This window comes from Sorangium sp. So ce321 (assembly GCF_051530195.1).
In the GTDB taxonomy this organism is placed as follows: Bacteria; Myxococcota_A; Polyangia; order Polyangiales; family Polyangiaceae; genus Sorangium.
Window position 1 is genome coordinate 8,096,385 of the sequence record NZ_CP150329.1, and the last position, 18,042, is coordinate 8,114,426.

Annotated in this window: 12 protein-coding genes; 7 read left to right on the plus strand and 5 right to left on the minus strand. The window is 71.9% G+C overall.

The features are described 5' to 3' along the window. Positions 1–332: 332 nt before the first annotated feature. Both WME89_RS29715 and WME89_RS29720 read left to right on the plus strand, forming a co-directional pair. Complete coding sequence (locus WME89_RS29715; RefSeq protein ID WP_438003070.1) at positions 333–1,895, plus strand: sugar ABC transporter ATP-binding protein; 1,563 nt, start codon at positions 333–335, stop codon at positions 1,893–1,895. Next, positions 1,892–2,965 carry an ABC transporter permease gene (locus WME89_RS29720; RefSeq protein WP_438003071.1) on the plus strand — a complete coding sequence of 358 codons (1,074 nt, stop codon included), beginning with the start codon at positions 1,892–1,894 and terminating at the stop codon, positions 2,963–2,965. The genes WME89_RS29715 and WME89_RS29720 overlap by 4 nt, the downstream gene beginning before the upstream one ends. An 11-nt stretch (positions 2,966–2,976) precedes the next feature. Here the strand turns inward: WME89_RS29720 and WME89_RS29725 are convergent, their stop codons facing one another. Both WME89_RS29725 and WME89_RS29730 read right to left on the minus strand, forming a co-directional pair. After that, positions 2,977–5,400 (minus strand): substrate-binding domain-containing protein, encoded by a 2,424-nt coding sequence (locus tag WME89_RS29725; RefSeq protein ID WP_438003072.1) that lies wholly within the window; start codon positions 5,398–5,400, stop codon positions 2,977–2,979. A gap of 360 nt (positions 5,401–5,760) precedes the next feature. Beyond that, positions 5,761–6,822, minus strand: a complete 1,062-nt coding sequence (locus tag WME89_RS29730; protein ID WP_438003073.1) for a hypothetical protein — start codon at positions 6,820–6,822, stop codon at positions 5,761–5,763. A 180-nt stretch (positions 6,823–7,002) separates the two neighbouring features. On the opposite strand from WME89_RS29730, the gene WME89_RS29735 reads away from it, so the two are divergent. Further along, the gene (locus tag WME89_RS29735; protein WP_438003074.1) at positions 7,003–8,361 is read left to right on the plus strand and encodes a CotH kinase family protein; all 1,359 of its coding nucleotides are present in this window, start codon (positions 7,003–7,005) and stop codon (positions 8,359–8,361) included. A 72-nt stretch (positions 8,362–8,433) separates the two neighbouring features. Here the strand turns inward: WME89_RS29735 and WME89_RS29740 are convergent, their stop codons facing one another. Further along, positions 8,434–9,345: a hypothetical protein gene (locus tag WME89_RS29740; protein WP_438003075.1), complete on the minus strand. Its 912-nt coding sequence runs from the start codon at positions 9,343–9,345 to the stop codon at positions 8,434–8,436. Between the two features lie 166 nt (positions 9,346–9,511). Here WME89_RS29740 and WME89_RS29745 point away from each other — a divergent pair, with 166 nt between their 5' ends. The 4 genes from WME89_RS29745 to WME89_RS29760 are packed head-to-tail and all read left to right on the plus strand — an operon-like array spanning position 9,512 to position 14,489. Next, positions 9,512–10,309 (plus strand): polyphosphate polymerase domain-containing protein, encoded by a 798-nt coding sequence (locus tag WME89_RS29745; protein ID WP_438003076.1) that lies wholly within the window; start codon positions 9,512–9,514, stop codon positions 10,307–10,309. After that, positions 10,309–10,998 carry a DUF4956 domain-containing protein gene (locus WME89_RS29750; protein ID WP_438011987.1) on the plus strand — a complete coding sequence of 230 codons (690 nt, stop codon included), beginning with the start codon at positions 10,309–10,311 and terminating at the stop codon, positions 10,996–10,998. The genes WME89_RS29745 and WME89_RS29750 overlap by 1 nt, the downstream gene beginning before the upstream one ends. A 3-nt stretch (positions 10,999–11,001) precedes the next feature. After that, the gene (locus tag WME89_RS29755; protein WP_438003077.1) at positions 11,002–13,101 is read left to right on the plus strand and encodes an HlyD family secretion protein; all 2,100 of its coding nucleotides are present in this window, start codon (positions 11,002–11,004) and stop codon (positions 13,099–13,101) included. Continuing rightward, positions 13,089–14,489: a TolC family protein gene (locus tag WME89_RS29760; protein ID WP_438003078.1), complete on the plus strand. Its 1,401-nt coding sequence runs from the start codon at positions 13,089–13,091 to the stop codon at positions 14,487–14,489. Before WME89_RS29755 ends, WME89_RS29760 begins: the two co-directional genes overlap by 13 nt. Positions 14,490–14,749: 260 nt before the next feature. Here WME89_RS29760 and WME89_RS29765 read toward each other — a convergent pair whose 3' ends face one another. Together WME89_RS29765 and WME89_RS29770 are read right to left on the minus strand one after the other, a co-directional pair. Then, positions 14,750–16,153: a glycoside hydrolase family 5 protein gene (locus tag WME89_RS29765; RefSeq protein WP_438003079.1), complete on the minus strand. Its 1,404-nt coding sequence runs from the start codon at positions 16,151–16,153 to the stop codon at positions 14,750–14,752. Between the two features lie 690 nt (positions 16,154–16,843). Then, complete coding sequence (locus WME89_RS29770; RefSeq protein ID WP_438003080.1) at positions 16,844–17,971, minus strand: endonuclease/exonuclease/phosphatase family protein; 1,128 nt, start codon at positions 17,969–17,971, stop codon at positions 16,844–16,846. Positions 17,972–18,042 lie beyond the last annotated feature (71 nt).

Consider the following 18,042-nt stretch of genomic DNA (forward strand, 5'->3'; position numbering starts at 1 on the left):
GCCGCCGGGACCGGCGACCCGGCGCGTCGCCTCGACGATCCGCCTGGGTCGCTCACGCGAGGCGCGACATCGTCGAGGTGAGTCGCTAGCATCGCTCCGGGGCATCACCGATGTCGCGGACCCGCGACGTCGTCTCGACGCACGCTGGGCGCGGACGAACCGAGGAGAACTGCCGTGAATCATCAGAACGGGATGGTCGACACCGGCGTCGACGTGATCGACAAGGACAACGTCGCGCAGTTCAAGGCCACGCTCGCCGAGATGAAGAAATAGGCAGTTCCCCCGGTGGCTCGGGCGAGGGCCTCTCCTCGCTCGAGCGCTCGCCCCTGCGAATGACGCTCCCCCCCGAACCTCCGACTGGCCCCGATCCCGCCCCCCTGCTCGCGATGCGGGGGATCGTCAAGCGGTTCCCGGGCGTCACCGCGCTGGCCGGCGTCTCGCTCTCGCTGCGCGCCGGCGAGGTCCTCGCCGTCATGGGAGAGAACGGCGCGGGCAAGAGCACGCTCATGAAGATCCTCGGCGGGGCATACCCACCCGACGAGGGGCAGATCTTCCTCGACGGAGCGCCGGTCGCGCTGCGCGGGGTGAGCGAGGCCAAGCGCCTCGGCATCGCGCTGGTCCACCAGGAGCTGATGCTCGCGTCGAACCTCGATATCGCCGCGAACATCTTCCTTGGCAACGAGGGGGCGAACGGCCGCCTGCTGGCCCGGCTGAGGCGTGATGAGCTGAACACGAGGGCGGCGACGCTCATGAGGCGCGTCGGCCTCTCGCTGCCGCCGACCACGCCCGTCTCGGCGCTCTCCGCGGGGCAGATGCAGATGGTCGAGATCGCCAAGGCGCTCTCGGTGAACGCGCGCATCATCATCATGGATGAGCCGACATCGTCGCTCACCGCGGGTGAGTCGGCGGAGCTCTTCGCCATCGTCCGCAAGCTCCGCGCGGAGGGGATCGGCATCATCTACATCTCCCACCGCATGGACGAGGTGCTGAGCCTGTCCGACCGGATCGCCGTGCTGCGCGACGGCAAGCACGTGGGCGACCTCCCGCGGGCCGAGGCGACGCACGACCGGATCGTCGCGATGATGGTCGGGCGGGAGCTCAGCGGCCACTACTTCCCGGAGAAGCGCGAGCGTCCGCCGCGCGAGCCGGTGCTCGTGGTGAGCGACCTCATCGTGCCCGGCGCGCCCGCGGGCGTGAGCTTCTCCGCGCTGCGCGGGGAGATCCTCGGGTTCGCTGGGCTCGTCGGCTCGGGGCGCACCGAGCTGATGCAGGCGATCTTCGGGGCGACCCGGGCGCTCGGCGGCGCGATGACGCTCGAGGGCAAGCCCTACCTGCCGCGCACGACGCGCCACGCCATCGACCGCGGCGTGTACCTCGCGCCCGAGGACCGCAAGCGCCACGGGCTCGTGCTGCCGATGACGCTCGTCGAGAACACGTCGCTGCCGAACCTCGCCAGCTACAGCCGGTGGGGCTGGCTCCGCCGCGACGCCGAGCGCCGCGTCGCGCGCGCCGAGGTCGACCGCCTCCGCATCAGGACGCCGTCGCTCGACCAGCGCGCGGTGAACCTCTCCGGGGGCAACCAGCAGAAGATCGTCCTCGGGAAATGGCTGTCGATGAGCCCGCGCGTCCTCATCCTGGACGAGCCGACCCGCGGCATCGACGTGGGCACCAAGGCCGAGATCTACCGGCACATGGCCGCGCTGGCCGACGCGGGCATCACGCTGCTGATGGTCAGCTCCGACATGGAGGAGGTGCTCGGAATGAGCGATCGCGTGGTCGTCATGCACGAGCGGCGGATCAAGGGCGTGCTCCAGCGCAACGGGCTGACCCAGGAGCGCATCGCCACGCTGATGACGGGGAAAGCGGAACGCGCGGAAGATGAGGTGACGGCATGAGACGTGAGCTGGGCATGAGCCTCGTGCTCGTCCTGATGTGCGCGGGGCTCTACATCTCCAACCCCGACTTTCTCGGGCAGTCCAACGTCGTCAACACGACGCGGCAGATCGCGATGCTCGGCATCTACGCCATGGGCATGGGGTTCGTCATCATCACCGGCGGCATCGACCTGTCGATCGGCTCGGTCATCGGCCTCACCGGCGTCCTGATCGCCAAGATCTCGTCGCCCGGGATGGGGTGCCTGGGCTACCCGCTCTGGTTCGGCGTGACGGTGGCGCTCGCGGCCGCGGTGCTCGTGGGGCTCGCGCAGGGGCTGTTGATCACGCGGCTCAAGCTGCAGCCGTTCGTCGTCACGCTCGGCGGCATGCTCCTCATCCGCGGCGTCTCGCAGACGGTGGCGGAGGGCGGCACGCTGAGCTTCAGCGACTCGCCGTTCCTCCGCCTCGCCAACGACGGCATCCTGCACGTCGGGGGCAACGCGCTGATCCCGTACCCGGTCGTCATCTTCCTCGTGGTCCTCGCCGCGGGCGCCTACGTGCTGCACTTCACGGTGCTCGGACGCTACATGTACGCGCTCGGCGGCAACCGCGAGGCCGCCGAGTACTCGGGCATCGACGTGACCCGGGTGGAGGTCGCGACGTACGTGATCTCGTCCGCGACGGGGGGCATCGCCGGCGTCTGCTACGCGTCGTACATCGGCCAGATGTCGCAGCAGGTCGGGATAGGCTACGAGCTCTACGCGATCGCCGCGGCCGTGCTCGGTGGCTGCTCGCTGCGCGGCGGCGAGGGCGGCGCGGTCGGGATCCTCGTCGGCTCGGCGATCATGCGGGTCATCGACAACGGCATCAACATGTTCCAGGTCCGCTACAGCGACGGCGGCGTGCGGCGGATCTGGCGCCTCGACCCGAACTGGACGTTCATCATCATCGGCAGCGTCATCCTCGTGGCCGTGGTCTTCGACCAGGTGGTGCACATCGTCCAGGAGCAGCGGCGCGCGCGGCGCGCCGGCGACGCGCGGCTCGCAGCGCCGCGCCCGACCGAGTCGCCGCCCGCCGCCGGGGCGGGGTAGCGCGGCCGCGCTCAGCCGCGCGTCGCGGCGCGGCGGCGCGTCCGGGCGAGCGCGTACCTGAAGCCTTGCGCCAGGTTGCTGCGCGTCACCATCGAGCCGACGTCCAGGCCTTGCTCGACCATCATCTGCGCGGCGCCCGGCCTCATGCCGACGAGCACCGCCTCGGCGCCGAGCAGCGCGGCCGCCCGCGCCGCCTGGACGAGCTGGCACGCGGCCGCCGCGTCCACGACCGCCATCCCGGTGACGTCGATCAGCACCACCTGCGCCCGCTGCGCGCCGATCTCCCGGAGCATCGACTCGATGAAGTGGCCGGAGCGCTCGGCGTCCATGACGCCGATCAAGGGCATCACCAGGATGCCCTCCGCGATCGGCACGACGGGGCTCGAGAGCTCGCGGATCGTCTCGAGCAGCGCCGCCTGCTGCCGGTTGGCGCGCTCGAGCGCCGCGCTGCGCTCGGAGCTCCGGCGGAAGAGCCGGGCGTTCTCGACGCCGACCGCCACCGTGCCGGCGACGCGGACCAGGAACGACACGTCGTCCTCGCCGCACGCCGCGCTGCGCTCGGTGCTCAGGACGAGGGCGCCGAGGACGCTGCCCCGGGCCTGCAAGGGCAGGGCGACGAGCGTGCGCGCGCCGGCGTGGGCCGCGGACAGGGCGGCGTCCGCGCGCGCGTCGCCCTCGTCCGGGTCGACCACGAGCGGGCTGCCCGCGCTGAGCGCGCGGCCCACGAGCGAGCGCGCCGGGATCGAGACCTGGTCCTCGATGAAGGTGCGCGACGGGGGCGGGAACCCGATCAGCATGATCTCGGTCGGGTGGGCGGCGGAGGGGTCCCGGTCGCCCCGCTCGTGCGCGGCGCGGTGGGCCGCGTCGCGCGTGAGGTAGTCGCTCAGCGTCGTGGACCACGGCGTCCGCTCGAGGGTGACGCAATCGACGCCGGTGTGGAGGACGCGCGAGGGCGGCAGCTCGGCGAGGGTCGGCTCGATGCCCTGGGTGATCATCCGGTGGAGCACCTCGACGCCGCGGAAGCCCATGTCGTGCTCGCGCTGCACGATCGTCGCGTGGATCGCGCCCTGCCGGAGCAGGGCGACGGTGCTGGCGATGAGGTCGAACCCGACGACCTTGAGATCGCCGCCCCTGCCCGCGGCCCTCGCGGAGAAGCCCCAGGCAGGCCCGTTGTCCGCGGCGGCCCCGAAGGCGCCGACGATGTCGGGCCGCTCCGCGAGCGCCGCCGTGGCGAGCCTCGTCCCGTTCGCGAGGTCCCAGTCGCACGCGATCGTCGGCAGCACCGTGAGGCTCGACCCGAGCGCCGCCGCGCGGAAGCCGTCGACGCGCTCGCAGACGTTCCGCGCGAGGTCCACGGCGCCGAGGGCCGCGACCGCGCCGCCGCCCGGGAGCAGCCGCATCATCATCTCGGCCGCGAGCCTGCCCGACGCGACGTTGTCCGTCCCGATGTAGAGCTGCGCCCGGCTGCCCGCGATCGGCGGCGCGTCGATCACGACGACCGGGATGCCTGCGTCGGCTGCCTGTCGAAACGCCTCCTCCGCGCCCTCGGGGTTGGTCGGCGCGATGAGGATGCCGGACATGCGCCGGCGGATCGCCTCGTCGAGCAGGGCGCGCTGGGAGCCGTCGCCGTCGCCGCCGTGCCCGGTCCGGAAGTCGACGGCGACGCCCAGGGGGCGCCCGGCGCTGACGGCGCCGGCGCGGATGTTCTGCCAGTAGGTCGTCGGCTCCGACGACGGGGCCCGGTACACGCGGGCGCGGAGCTCGCCCCGGTCCGACGTGGGGCTGTCCTCCTCGAGGACCCAGAGCTCCACCTCCTTCCAGTCCGGATCGAGCTGCACGCTCTTGATGCCGTGGGCGATGGTCTCGATGAGGTCGTGCAGCTCGACCGTCGTGCCCACCGCGTTCAGCAGCTTCTCGAACAGGCGGATCTCCTGCGCCGATCTCGCCTTGTCGTCATAGAGCCTGTTCCGCTCCAGCGCGTCTCCGGCGGCGTCCGCAATGCTCTCGATCAGGGCGCGGCGCTCCGCGTCCGGCGGCTCAAGGGTCGGCTGCTCGATGGCGAGGTAGCCAACTGGCTCTCCGCACACCTGGATGGGCGTGACAAGCACGCCTGCGCCCTCTGGAATCGCGCCTTCGGTCGCGACGGGGCCAGGCAAGTACGCCCGGTACCATGCGTGCGCGTCGACGACGCAACCCCCGCGCGCCGCGTCAGGCGCCGCCTTCGGGGCGAGCGGGGCGCCGCCGCCGGCGAGCGCCGCAGCAGCCGGCACGTACAGCGCATGTTCACGCAGCACGTCAAACCCGATCAGCGCCCGGACCGCGAAGCGGCGCCCCTCGCGGAGGAGCAGGCTGCCGCGCGGCGCGCGAGGAGGGATGGCCATGGCCCGTCGCACGATCTGCTGGAGGACGGCGAGGAGGTCGGGCACCTTGAGCATGCGGTTCTTTCCGGGCGGCCTTCCGTGTGCGCGGCGAGCGGGGCCAGGGAGCGCAAAGGGCCGCTCCGCTGTCAAGATTGCTCCGCTTTCGCGGGAGGCCAGGCGGGCACCATGGCACAGGGCTCCCGTCGCTCCTCATGAAATCCGAGCGCGCTCGGGCCAGCGAAGCTCGCGCAGCACGTGGGCACGACAGCGTCATGGAGCAGGTAGGGGACCACACTGCCCCCTCGCGCTCCGGACACCTTGTGAATGGGCCGACACAACCTCACGGCCGAGAAGGGACTTCGCGCGCGAGGAGCCGGCGGCCCGATCAAGGGCCTCCTCACCGAGCGCGATCTGCGGAGAGATCTGCGGGCGTCTTCACGGCGTGCAGTGAGCGACGGTGCGCTCGCCCTGCTCGGCCGTGGCGCAGCCGGTGTAGCCCGCCGCCCGGCAATCGACCGCTGCGGGCGTCCCCAGGTCGCAGAAACGGAGGACCGCCCCGTCGCACGCTTCGTCGTCGCCGAGATCACACGCGCCGCCGACGAGCCCGCAAGAGGCCGCGCCGGCAAACTGCCCGCTCTGGACGAAGCCGCAGCCCTGGCCGTCCGGCTCCTCGGCGGCGCAGTCGCGGCGGCTCAGCTTCCCGCCCGCGCAGGTCTCCAGGACAGCGCCGTCGCACTGCTGGGAAAAGAAGCTGCACGCCTCGCCGGTGCCCACGCAGCCGAAGGCGCCGCGCTGCTCGTCGAAGCCGCAGGTCTCCCCGGCGATCGTGAAGACCTTCTCCCCTTCGGTGCTGTTCACCAGCACCAGGTTGTACTGGCTCGGACAGTGGACCCGGGTCAGGACGCCGGCGGCGCTGCACTCGATGAGCACGTCGCTGTCCGCGGGGTCGCACGAAGGTGACGTGGTGGCGTAATCGCACGGCTCGGCGCCGCACCCGGCGACGAAGTCGGAGGAGCAGGAGAGCCCGGCGGCCGCGCAGTCCATCGCGGCGAGCGGCGCGCCCAGCTCGTCGCAGAACACCCATGTATCGCCCTCGCACAGGTCGGCGCCGGCCTTCTCCCTGCATGTCTCGGCGAACGCCTCGGCCGCCGGCGTACACGCGCGGACGCCGGCGCAGTCGGCCGCCGCGAGCTTGCAGTCCATGGCCGCGAGGCCGAGGCGCCTCGGCCCGGTGGTCGCCCACGCCCATCGCTGATCGAGCTCGTGGCCCAGGCAGGCCTGGATCCCCAGCGGCGTCCCGCCGTCCGCGTCACAGGCGTTGATCCGCAAGCACGCCTCGACGCGCGGGTCGAGGTCCGCCGGGCCACCTCCGCTGCCGCCTTCACCCCCGCTCCCCCCTCCCCCGCCGGCGCTGGCGCTCGTGCTGGCGGAGCCGGCGCCGCCGCTGCCCTTCCCGTCGTCCTCGCTGTCGCCGCAGCCGAGCCATAAGAGGCTCAAGAAAACCATGCTCGCGCGTCGTGGCGTGTAGATCGCAATCATCTCGCGTTGTTATCACGAGGGCACGAGCATGACCACGCGCCCGGGCGGCTTCGCCAGGAAAATTCGCGCAGCGCCGGACACCGAGCGTCGACATGCGCGGACGTCGCGATTACCCTCGCCGCCCGCAAGGAGCGGCTGATGAAACGAACTTATTGCATCTTGCTCGCGCTGGCGGCCTCCACGCCGGGCGCGGGCTGTGGGGACGAGGGCACCGGGGGCGGCGGACAGGGCGTGACGCTGCCGTGCTATCCGGCGGACACCGCGCTGGCCGACGGCGACCCGGACGAGCTGTACGCGGCCAGCGACATCCCGCGCTTCGACTTCCGGCTCCGCGACGAGACCTGGGCGGAGCTCCAGGCGAACGCGCTCGAGGAGGAGTACGTCGAGGCGGAGGCCTGTTACCGGGGCAGCCGCGTGGGCCTCTTGGGCCTGCGCTTCAAGGGCGGCTACGGCACCCTCGAGCTGTGTTACGACGAGGAGAAAGAGCTCCCCTGCCCGAAGCTCAGCATGAAGGTGAAGTTCGACGAGTACGTCGACGGACAGCGCTTCTACCGGCAGAAGCGCCTCAACTTCCATGCGATGATGCGCGACCCCACCAGGGTCCACGAGCGCATCACCTACGGTCTCTACAGGGACATGGGCGTCGTCGCCCCGAGGAGCGCGTGGGCCACGCTGCATGTGAACGGCGAGCCGCTCGGCCTCTTCGCGATGGTGGAAGACATCGACGGCCGCTTCACGAAGAACCAGTTTCCCGACGAGCCGGACGGCAAGCTCTACAAGGCAGCCTGGCCGATCTCGGACGACCCCCACTACTACGGCGAGAAGCTCGAGACGAACGAAGAGGAAGAGGGGACCTCGCACCAGCGCTTCCTCGCGTTCGCAGAGGATCTCGCGATCAGCGAGGGCGCGGACCGCCTCGCCGCGCTGTCGAGGTGGACGGATGTCGCGGAGCTGCAACGCTACATGGCCGTCGACGACGCGATCCTGAACTGGGACGGCGTCACGACCTTCTATGCCGGCGCGGACGGCTCCAGCGCCAACCACAACTTCTTCTTCTACGAAGAGCCCACGTCGGGCACGTTCCGCCTCATCCCATGGGATCTCGACAACACGCTGAGCATGGGGAGCTTCGAGTACTTCGGCCAGGTGCCGCACTGGACGGAGACGCCGGAGGACTGCGCCGAGAGATTCCCGATCTACCGCGGCACCGAGGAGGTCTACGCGCCGGGCTGCGACGTGCTGTTCAGCGCCCTGAACCAGGATCTGGAGGGCTACCGGAGCGCGGTCCGGGACATGCTCGAGGGCCCGTTCAGCGAAGGGCGGCTCGAGGCTGAGGTGGACCGCTACGCCGAGCTCATTCGCCCCTCCGTCGAGGAGGACCCGCACGGCCTCCAGCTGCTCGACTGGAGGGCGGACCTGGACGTCCTCAAGCGCGATCTCTCGGGCATGCGCGCTCGCATGGAGCGCCTTCTCGACGACGCGGCGCGCGGCGACTGAGGAGCCCCGCCGCGCGCCCCGGCCCGTCCGACGCGGCGGTCCGGCCGGGCGCGCGCGCCAGGACGGCGCCGCTCAGGGCGCCTCGCAGGAGACGCGGTGGATGGGCGCCTGCTCCCCTTCACCGATGGTCACGTAGTCCCATCCGCCCGGCAACCACGCGACCGCCTCCCCCTGCTCCTCGTCGGCCACCGGCATCTGGCAAGGCATACCGGCGAGCGCCTGCGCCACGGTCTGGTCCGGCGTCATGGGATAGAAGAAGACGTGCGTGGAGGTCCGGAGCAGCACGCCCGTGCCGTCCGCGCGCACGTCGCCCCCGGTGAAGCGCCCGCTCCCCGTCGGCGCCTGGATCGCGCCCGCCTCGACGAGCGTCGCCCGCACGCCGGGGCCGGGCCTCGTCGCGAGCTCGTAGACGCCCGAGGCCTCGTCGTCCTTCACCTTCGTCACCACGGTGATCGCCCCGGTGACCGGGTGGACCAGCAGCGTCTCCGAGTTGTTGCTCCCGTCGGGGTACTGGATCGGGATCACCGCCGCGGTCAGCGCGCGCGACGCTCCCCCGAGCGCGTCCGGCTCCCTCACCTCGTAGATTGCATAGCCGTCGCGCTCGCGCTCGTTGTCGCCGATATCGCCGAAGAACAGGCAGCTGCCGTCGCCCGCGCCGCACGGCCCGCGCGCGACGTCCTCCCAGTCGATCGCCCCCACGCCCGCCACATCGAGCTCTTCCCGCAGCGCGCCGCCGAGCCCGATCGCGAAGAACCGAGGGCCGTCGCCGGAGTCGTTGTGGAGGTAAAGTACGTCCGGGTGCGTACTGCCGGCGACGACGCCCGAGCACTCGTCGAGGTCGCCCCGCGGCAGCGCGCCTGCCTGCGTGACCCCGCCGCAGCGGGGGCAGCCCGAGGTCCGCACGGCGGGCGGCGGCGTCGAGCCCTGGCAGCCCGAGGCGAGCAGCGCCAGCGCGAGCGCGAGCTGCGCTGAGCGGCGCACCATCGCTCCTGCTGTAGCTCTGTGGGGCCAGTGGAATGCACGGGGAAAGCACGGAGATTTCCGTGGCTTGCGCAGGATTCCGCTTGCGGCGTGCGGTGGCATTTGTGTCATCATAACCGAGCTACCGTAACAATTCTGCGACGCGCGCGTCGGCGTCGCACGCTTGGCCTTGACGATCGAGGAGGGCCGAATCCTGGACGTCATCGAACGATACGAGTTCAAGTACCTGGTGCCCGAGCGGCTCGTCCCGGCGATCCGGGACGCAGTGCGCGGGATCTGCAAGCGGGATCGATACGGGGACGCGGACGGCGTTTACCGCATCCGCTCGCTCTACCTCGACACGCGCGGGTTCGACCTCTACTGGGCCAACGACCGCGAGCAGCGGGACCGCTTCAAGGTGCGGGTGCGCAGCTATCCCGGGAAGACAAGCCCGGTCTTCCTCGAGGTGAAGCGGCGGGTGCAGGACGTCATCGTGAAGTCGCGCGCGGTGACGCCGGCGGCCGGGTGGCAAGAGCTCCTCGCGCACGGCCGCCCCGCCGCGCTCGAGAAGCTCGCGCCGAACGCGCGGAAGGGCGCGGAGAAGTTCCTCGGCGCGGTCCACCGCCACGACCTCCGGCCCGTGCTGCTCGTCGACTACGAGCGCGAGGCCTACGAGAGCACGATCGACACCTACGCGCGCCTGACGTTCGACCGGAAGATCGTGTGCCAGCGCCGGGACACGCTCGACCTCGAGGCGCCCTCCCGCGGGTGGCGCCCCGTCGACCACCCGGTCCAGACCGCGACGATCGAGCCCGTCTGCGTCCTCGAGCTCAAGTTCGAGCGCAGGCCCCCTCCGTGGATGGCGGCGCTCGTGCGGCGCCTCGAGCTCGTCCGGCGCTCGTTCTCCAAGTACTGCTACGGCGTCAACGCGCAGCTCACGCTCCCGGAAACGCGCGCGGCCCGGTTCGAGGGAGGGCTGCAGCCGTGATGGACTGGCTGTCGACCCTGTCGAGCGGCGGGACCGTCGAGTGGCGCCGCGCGGTCGTCGCCCTCCTCGTCGCCTTCGGGCTCACGCAGGGCATCGCCGGCGTCTACATGCTCACGTTCCGCGGCCTCTCGTACTCGCGGACCATCGTCCAGAGCATGGCCATGGGCAGCATCATCACGTGCACGCTGATGCTCGCTGTGGGCAACAACATCGCGGCCGGCATCGGGGTCGCGGGGGGCGTCACGGCGATCCGGTTCCGCACGACGATGCGCGACCCGCGCGACGTCGTGTTCGTCTTCGCGTCGCTCGCGATCGGGATGGCGAGCGGCGCGCAGGCCTACGGCGCGGCGATCGCCGGCGCGGTGATGTTCGCGGCCGCGTCGCTGCTGCTGCACGTGACCGGGTACGGGTCGCGCCGGCAGCCGGACGGGCTCTTGCGGTTCGTCGCGCCGGCCGGGCAGGCGGGCGCGGAGAGCGCCGGCGCCATCGCGCGCATCCTCCGCGAGCACTGCCGCACCTTCTCGCTCGTGACCCTGCGCGAGGCCGCGCAGGGCACCGTCATGGAGCACGCCTACCAGATCAGCGTGCACCACCCCGATCTGCGGGTCCAGCTCGTGACGAGCCTGCAGGGAGTACCCGGGGTGGAGGACGTGAGCTTGATGCTCCAGGAACCAACGCTGGACCTCTGATCCATGAATTTTTCCGGCCGAACCAGAGCGGCGCTCTCCGCCGCCGTCCCCGCGCTCACCATGCTGGGCACGCTCGGCCTCGCGGCGTGGATGCACTTCTCCGCGGGACCGAGCGATGGAATCCTCGCCTTCGCGCAGTCCGACATCGAGGCCATCGCCGTCATCGAGGTCGGGCGCGTGAGGTCGATCGACGTCGAGATCGGGGCCGAGGTGGCGCCTGGTCAGGTGATCGTCACGCTCGAGAGCGGCTCGGTCGACGCGGAGCTCGCGGTGGCGCGCGCCGAGGAGGCGCGCCTCCAGGCGATGATCCCCGCGGAGGTCGCGCGGCTCGACGACGAGATCGCGGCGAACGTCGAGGGGCTGCAGCGCGATCTCGCGCGGGAGGTCGAAGAGCAGCGCCGCGCGAGCGCCGAGGGCGAGGTGCTCGCCGGCGAGATCTCCCGGGTGAAGCAGATGGTCGAGGACCGGCAGGCGAGCATCGACGATCTGGGCTCGCTCGACGTGCAGCGCGCGGGCGTCGCGGCGATCGCGCGCGAGAAGCCCCGCACCATCCAGCTCCTGCGCACGCAGATCGCGGCGGCCGAGGATCGCCGGAGGAAGCTCCGCGAGCAGGCGGGCCCGCAGACGGCGAAGATCGAGGCGGATCTCGCGGTGGCGAGGCGGGATATCGAGCAGCTCGAGCTGCTGCGCTCCCAGACCGTGCTGCGCGCGGCGCACGCCGGGCGCGTCGCCGCGATCCGCAAACGGCCGGGCGACGTGGCCGTGCCGGGCGATCCGATCGTCGAGATCGTCAGCTCGAGGGGCCGGATCGTCGCCTGCGTCCCGGAGCGCGCGGCGCTCGATGTCCAGGCGGGCTACGTCGCGAAGGCCTGGGTGCGCGGCCGGAGCGGGGCGCCGCTCATCGGCAGGGCCGTCACGGTCGGCCCGGTGGTGCTCGAGCTGCCGACGCGCTGCTGGGCCTCGCTGAACCTCCCGGCGTGGGGCCGCGACGTCCAGATCACGCTCGATCACCCGGTCGATCTACTCGCCGGCCAGGCGTTCGAGGTCACCTTCGAGCGCCCGACGGGGCCCGCCGCGCCGGGCTTGCCCGCCGCGCCGGGCTTGCCCGCCGTGCCCGTCGCGCAGGCCGCGCAAGGCGACCCCGCGGCGTCGGCGTCGCCCGTCGTGCCCGCGTCGGCGCAGCGCGCCGGCGCCGAGGCGCTCCGCATGACGGTCCCGGCCGCGCTGCGGCAGCGGTCGCGCTTCGAGCCGTCCGGCGTCCTGCCCCGCCCCGCGGAGGGGCGATACCTGCTCGTCAGCGACGACACGGGCCACAAGGACGAGGACGACGAGGGCGCGCCCTGGCTGTTCGCGATGTCCGCCGCCGGCGCCGTCGCCCCGGAGCCGGTGCCGGTGACCGGCGTGAAGCAGCTCGTCGACATCGAGTCGATCGCGGCGGGCGACGGCGGCGACGTGTACCTGCTCTCGTCGCAGGGCTACAGCGCGAAGGGCAAGCGCAAGACGGCGCGCACCGCGCTGCTCCGGCTGAAGCCGGACGGCCGGGGCTTCCGCGTCGACGGCGAGGTGCACCTCGCGGAGCTGCTCGACGCCGCGGGCCCCGCGGTCCTCGCGGGGCTCGGGCTGCCGGGCGGCACGCGCCCGCTCGAGATCGAGGGCATGGCCTACCGGGACGGCGCGCTCTACTTCGGGCTCAAGTCGCCGCTCGACGCGCAGGGCAACGCGCTCATCTGGAAGCTCGACGCGCCGGGCGCGCTCTTCGACGCGAAGCGGCTCGAAGGTGCCGGGCTCTCGCTGTGGGCGCGCGCGCGCGTCGACGTCGAGCTCGGCGGCGCGCCCACGCCGGGCGGGATCTCCGATCTGAGCTTCCTCCCGGACGGCTCGCTCGCGATCACGTCGACGCCGTCCACCGCCGACGGCGACGCGGGGGCGCTCTTCCGCGTCCCGCGCCCCCAGGCCGGCGTCCTCTCGCCCCTGCTCGTGCGGCGCTTCCCGGGCCTGAAGCCCGAGGGGATCTCGCTCTCGCTGTCGTCCGGCAACCTGATCGTCGTGTTTGACGCAGGCGCCGAGGTGCCCTCGTTCCTGGAGCTGCCATGGCAAGGCTGAGCGGCGCGCGGACGCTGTCGGTGCTGTCGACCATCGCGTGCCTCTCGCTCGCCGCGTGCGCAGCGCCGGCGCACCTCGAGGCGGGCGACCGGGCGGTCGCGCTGTACCGTGCGGCGAAGGCGAAGTCGAAGGCGAGCGAGCGCGAGGGCGCGGGCCGAGCGGCGGCGCGCGGGGCCGCGCCGCGCGAGCTCACCGCCGACGACGCGGTGGCGATAGCGAAGCAGCGGAGCGCGACGCTCACGGCGATGAGCGCGCGCGAGAGCGCGGCCCGGGCGCGCGTCGCCGCCGAGTCGGCGGGCACCTACCGGAACCCGGAGATCCGCATCTCTCAGATCCGCCTCGACCAGTATCTCGACCGCGAGCCGCGCATCAGCGCAGGCGTCCGCGTGCGCCCGCCCAGGCCCGGCGAGGCAGGCGCGACCGCGGACGCCGCACGCGCGGACGTGGCCGTCGCGCGCGCGGAGACGCGGACCGCGGAGCACGAGCTCGAGGCCGAGGTCCGCTGGCTGTTCGACGACGTGCTGCTGATCGACGCCGAGATCGAGGCGCTCGACGCGGTCGCCGCGACGCGCCGGAAGCTCGCGGACGAGCAGCGAGCGCTGGTCGGCGCCGCGCGCGGGACGGCCGTCGACGAGGCGATGACGGCGCTGGCGGCCGCGGTGGCCACGGAGGAGAGCGCCGAGCCGCGCGCGCGCCGCCGGGCCGCGCTCGGGGCGCTGCTCGAGCGGGTCGGGCTCGACCCCGACGCGCCGGTGCGCCTCGTGGGCGAGCCGCTCGGGTCGGCGCCGCTCGTCGCGCTCCTGCCCGAGGACGCGCTGGTCGAGGCGGCGCTGCGGAGCCGCCCGGAGATCGCGATCGCGGCCGCCGAGGTCGACGCCGCGGGCGCGGAGGGCTCGCTCGCGCGCGCGCTGCGCTGGCCGTGGCTCTCGTTCATCGAGGTCGGCTACGAGTTCACGCCCGCCACGCGCGACCCGCTCGGCTGGACGTTCGAGGCGGGGATCGAGCTGCCGCTCTTCGACACGCACTCCAGCGCGATCGAGGCCGCGGACGCGGACGCGGTCGCGGCCGAGCGGATGCTCGCCGCGGAGGTCCAGCGGGTCGCGCGGGAGGTGCGCGATCGGCTCCGGGAGGTGCGCGCGGCGGGGGCGCTGGTCGAGGAGTTCAGGGCCCGCGCGCTCCCCGCCGCCGAGCGCGCCGGGGTCGAGGTCGCGCGCGCGCTCGACAATCGCCAGATCGACGCGCTGGAGGCGCTGAGCCTCGAAGAGCGTCGTGACGCCGCGCGCGTCAAGCTCCTTCGCCTCGTGCGCGACTACCGGACCGCGCTGGCCGAGCTCCGGACGGCGGTGGGCGGCAACCTCCCCGCGGCCGGCCCGGCGGCCCGGCGCTGAGCTCCCGCTCTGCCGAGGGGCCCGGCCCCCGGAGAGGGTGTTCGCCGCGCGGGGTGGGGGCCCCGCCGAACTCGGCCGAGACATGGATCATCCGGCGATGCCGGATGGCCATGTCTCGGCCTCAAACATCGGCCCATCCCCCACCCCGCGCGGCGAACACCCTCTCCGGGGGCCTACCGTGGTTCGAGGGACTGAGCTGGTGACGAGGCCCGAGTGAGGCCTTCCTGAGTCGCCGAGCTACCTGGGCCACGCGCGGAGCTTCACGGCCAGGGCTTGGACTTGAAGGTCGCGGAGACGCCTCGATTGTCGGTGGCCGTGAAGACCACCTCCGTGCCGGAGGGGACCTCCTTGCTGATGGCGAACTCGCCCTCACCCCACGACGGCTTGGGATCGAGGGTGTATGTGGTGTCCTTCACCTGTGCGGTGACGCGGCTGATGCTGTACCCCGGCTCGACGACCTTCACCTGGATCCACCACCGGTTGATGCTCGAGGACACGGTGAACTGGAAGCCGGAGGTCGTGGTGCCGCCGCCGCTGCCACCCGCGCCGCCGCTGCCACCCGCGCCGCCGCTGCCGCCCGTCCCGCTGCTGCTGCTGCTGCTGCTCGTGCTGCTGCTGCTGCCGCCGCCCGAGCCGCCGCCGCCTTCCAGCATCCTTGCCTTGACCCACCTGCCCGACTCGGTGAGCTGCGAGTCCGGCCAGCTGCCGCTGGTGCTGGCGCCGGGGACGAGCGCGGAGGCCGTCTCGTTCTTGTCGAACAGCGACCAGTTGGCCCAGCTGATCTTGTTGGTGTTCAGGAAGTTGATCCAGGTCTGGGACTCGCTGAGGTTGAGCCCGGTGTTCCCGGAGGCGTCGCAGGTGCCGAACTCGGTCACGAACAGGGCCAGGCCCTTGTCCATCGCCGTCCGCGCCTTGGCGCGCAGGCTCTCCCGGTGCGTGTTGGCGTAGAAGTGCAGCGTGTACGCGATGTTCGAGTACCCGGTGATGGGGTTGTTGGCGGCGATGTCCACGTCCTGCGACCAGGTCGGCGTGCCGACGATGATCACGTTGTTCGAGCCCGTGGCGCGGATCGCGCCGATCACCTCGTTCGCATAGGCCCTGATGTTGTCCCAGCTCTCGCCGTCCGGCTCGTTGAAGATCTCGAAGAGGACGTTGGGCTGGTTACCGTACGCCTGCGCCATCTCCGTGAAGAACGCCTTGGCCTGCGCCGTGTGAGACGAGGCGCTGTGATCGTGCCAGTCGATGATCACGTAGATGCCCTTGGCGATCGCCGCGTCGACCACGGCCTTCACCCGGGCCTTCTCGGCCGCCGGGTTCGTGAGGTACCCGCCCGACTCGACGCCCATCGCGGCGCGGACGACGGTCGCCCCCCAGCTGTCCGCGATCGAGTTGACGACGTTCGCGTTGTAGAACGAGCCGCCCCACTGGCTCCAGAACAGGCTCATGCCCTTCAGCTGGACCGGGGCGTTGTACTGGTTCCGGAGCTCCTTGCCCACGATCTGGAGCCTTCCGTGCGTGTCCACCGGCCTCGCGGTGGCCGCGAACGCCTCCTCGTCGGTGACCTCGACCTCGCTTGCGTCGCTCTGGCCCGTGTCCTCCGACGACGCCACGCAGCTGCACAGCGCGGCCGCCTGCACCGCGGCGACGCACAACCCCAGCCGCAAGCCCGAATCCGCAAGCATCCCAAAAAGCGAGCTCTTCATCCTGTCCTCCCAAGGAACGCCAGGAGAGATGGTGAGTCGAAGCAAGACAGTCCCTCGCGGTACGCTCTTCTGGCCTCTCCGGGGCCCAGCAGGCCCGGACGCCCGGGACCGGGCAACGGGCCGGGGCGGTGAGGCTGCAAGTGACGAGCGTCGCGGGAGCCGAACGTAAGGTGCCGACTCGCGACCAGTTCCTGGCTAAGTAATGCTGGTGACACCCGCAACCCCGGAGACGATCTCCAGGAGCGGGGAAAGAAGCATGTCGATCTACTAACACACTCCTGTCGTGTCCAGAAACGTCAATTTCAACTCCCCACGATATGCAACCAAGGTGAATTTTTCTTTCGCCATCTCGGGCATCAGGCGGAGCCTTACTGACGTCTTCCGGTGCTCCTGCGTCGCGTCAAGAGACGATGTGGGACATAGGCTTCCTGCTCGTTGCTCCTTGCTCCTGGCTCGTTGCTCCTTGCCGGATTGCGCCATGGCGGCGCGTTGCTCCTCGGTGCCGAGCGAGCGCGCGCACAGTGGAGCAGCCTCCGCGCAACAGTGCCTCTCGCGCGGCGCCACGGCTCACAAATCGTACAGGTAAGAGCCTCGGGCCGCTCCTGACGCGCGCGGTGCCGCGCCGCGGTCGCCGGTGAACGGAGGTGGACTCTAGCGCTGGGCGTCTCCCCCGGGCGCGCCGCCGGTCCAGCGCAGGTCGGCGAGGATGGGGAGGTGGTCCGAGCCGAGATCAGGGCCGATCCATGCGCGCTCGGTCGTCCAGCCCGGCCCCGCGAGCACGTGGTCGATGCGGATACCGAACCAGCGCGTCCGCTTCGTCGCGCCGAACCCGAGCCCGGCGCGGGAGAACGCGTTCTCGAAGCCCGCCCAGAAGCGCCGGTAGATGGCGCTGTCGACGGGCATGTTGAGGTCGCCGACGATGACGGCCGGATAAGGTGCCTCGTCGACCCATTTCCTCGCGAGCTCGGACTCCCAGGTGCGCAACGCGATGACCCGGTCGTGCTCCGCGGCTTGCTTCCAGAGGCCGTGCATCAGCGCCTCGATCGCCTCGCGGGGCGTCTCCAGGTGCAGGTTGAGCAGGCTGAAGGTGCGCGCGCCGGGGGGCGCTTGCGCGCCTGGCCGGGGCGCCTCCGGCGCGGCGCCGGGGCCGGAAGAGCCGACCGGAGCGGCGCCGGCAGCGCGGTCCGGCAGCGCGATCGTGTAACGGAGGATGGCGCCGTGGCCGCCTTCACGCCACACGTCGCGGCGGTCCCTGGACTCGGCTTCGAGGAGAGGGTGCCGGCTCACAAGGCACATCCCGCGGTCGACGTGGACGAACCACCCCGGAAAGGCAGCTGTCAGCTCCGGCTCGGGTATCGAGCACTCCTGGAGGGCGAGCACGTCGGGCCGGGCCTCGGACACGAAGCCCTTGAGTCGATCCATGCTCATGGCGCGGCTGCCAGTGTTGAAGGACGCGACGCGCAGGTCGCCGCGGTCCGCCCCTCCGACGAGGGCCCGGAGCGAGACAGAGAACCCCAGGATGGGGCCGACCACGATCACCGACGCAAGCGCCGCCGGAATGAGCGCGCGGCGCTGCACGAGGAGCGCGGCGGGCACGATCACGAGGAGCGGGAGGGCGATGACCTGGCGGGGGCCGAAGAGAAAGAGCGTCCCAGGCCACCACCGGTCGCCCACGATGGGCAGGGCGAGCCAGAGCGAGGCGACCACGATGAGGTAAAGCACCGCGCTGGCGAGCACGAGGGCCCGGAGCCGGCGCCAGCGCGGCGCAGGACGCCGCACGGCGGGCTGTCGTGGATCCGATGACGCTTCGCTGGACTGCTCGCTTTGTCGCATCGATGTCGTTCCGTGGG

Excerpts from the sequence above, each read along its gene's own strand:
- WME89_RS29715 (WP_438003070.1), top strand. The coding sequence starts at position 333 with ATGACGCTCCCCCCCGAACCTCCGACTGGCCCCGATCCCGCCCCCCTG.
- WME89_RS29720 (WP_438003071.1), top strand. The coding sequence starts at position 1,892 with ATGAGACGTGAGCTGGGCATGAGCCTCGTGCTCGTCCTGATGTGCGCG.
- WME89_RS29725 (WP_438003072.1), bottom strand. The coding sequence starts at position 5,400 with ATGCTCAAGGTGCCCGACCTCCTCGCCGTCCTCCAGCAGATCGTGCGA.
- WME89_RS29735 (WP_438003074.1), top strand. The coding sequence starts at position 7,003 with ATGAAACGAACTTATTGCATCTTGCTCGCGCTGGCGGCCTCCACGCCG.
- WME89_RS29740 (WP_438003075.1), bottom strand. The coding sequence starts at position 9,345 with ATGGTGCGCCGCTCAGCGCAGCTCGCGCTCGCGCTGGCGCTGCTCGCC.
- WME89_RS29750 (WP_438011987.1), top strand. The coding sequence starts at position 10,309 with ATGGACTGGCTGTCGACCCTGTCGAGCGGCGGGACCGTCGAGTGGCGC.
- WME89_RS29755 (WP_438003077.1), top strand. The coding sequence starts at position 11,002 with ATGAATTTTTCCGGCCGAACCAGAGCGGCGCTCTCCGCCGCCGTCCCC.
- WME89_RS29760 (WP_438003078.1), top strand. The coding sequence starts at position 13,089 with ATGGCAAGGCTGAGCGGCGCGCGGACGCTGTCGGTGCTGTCGACCATC.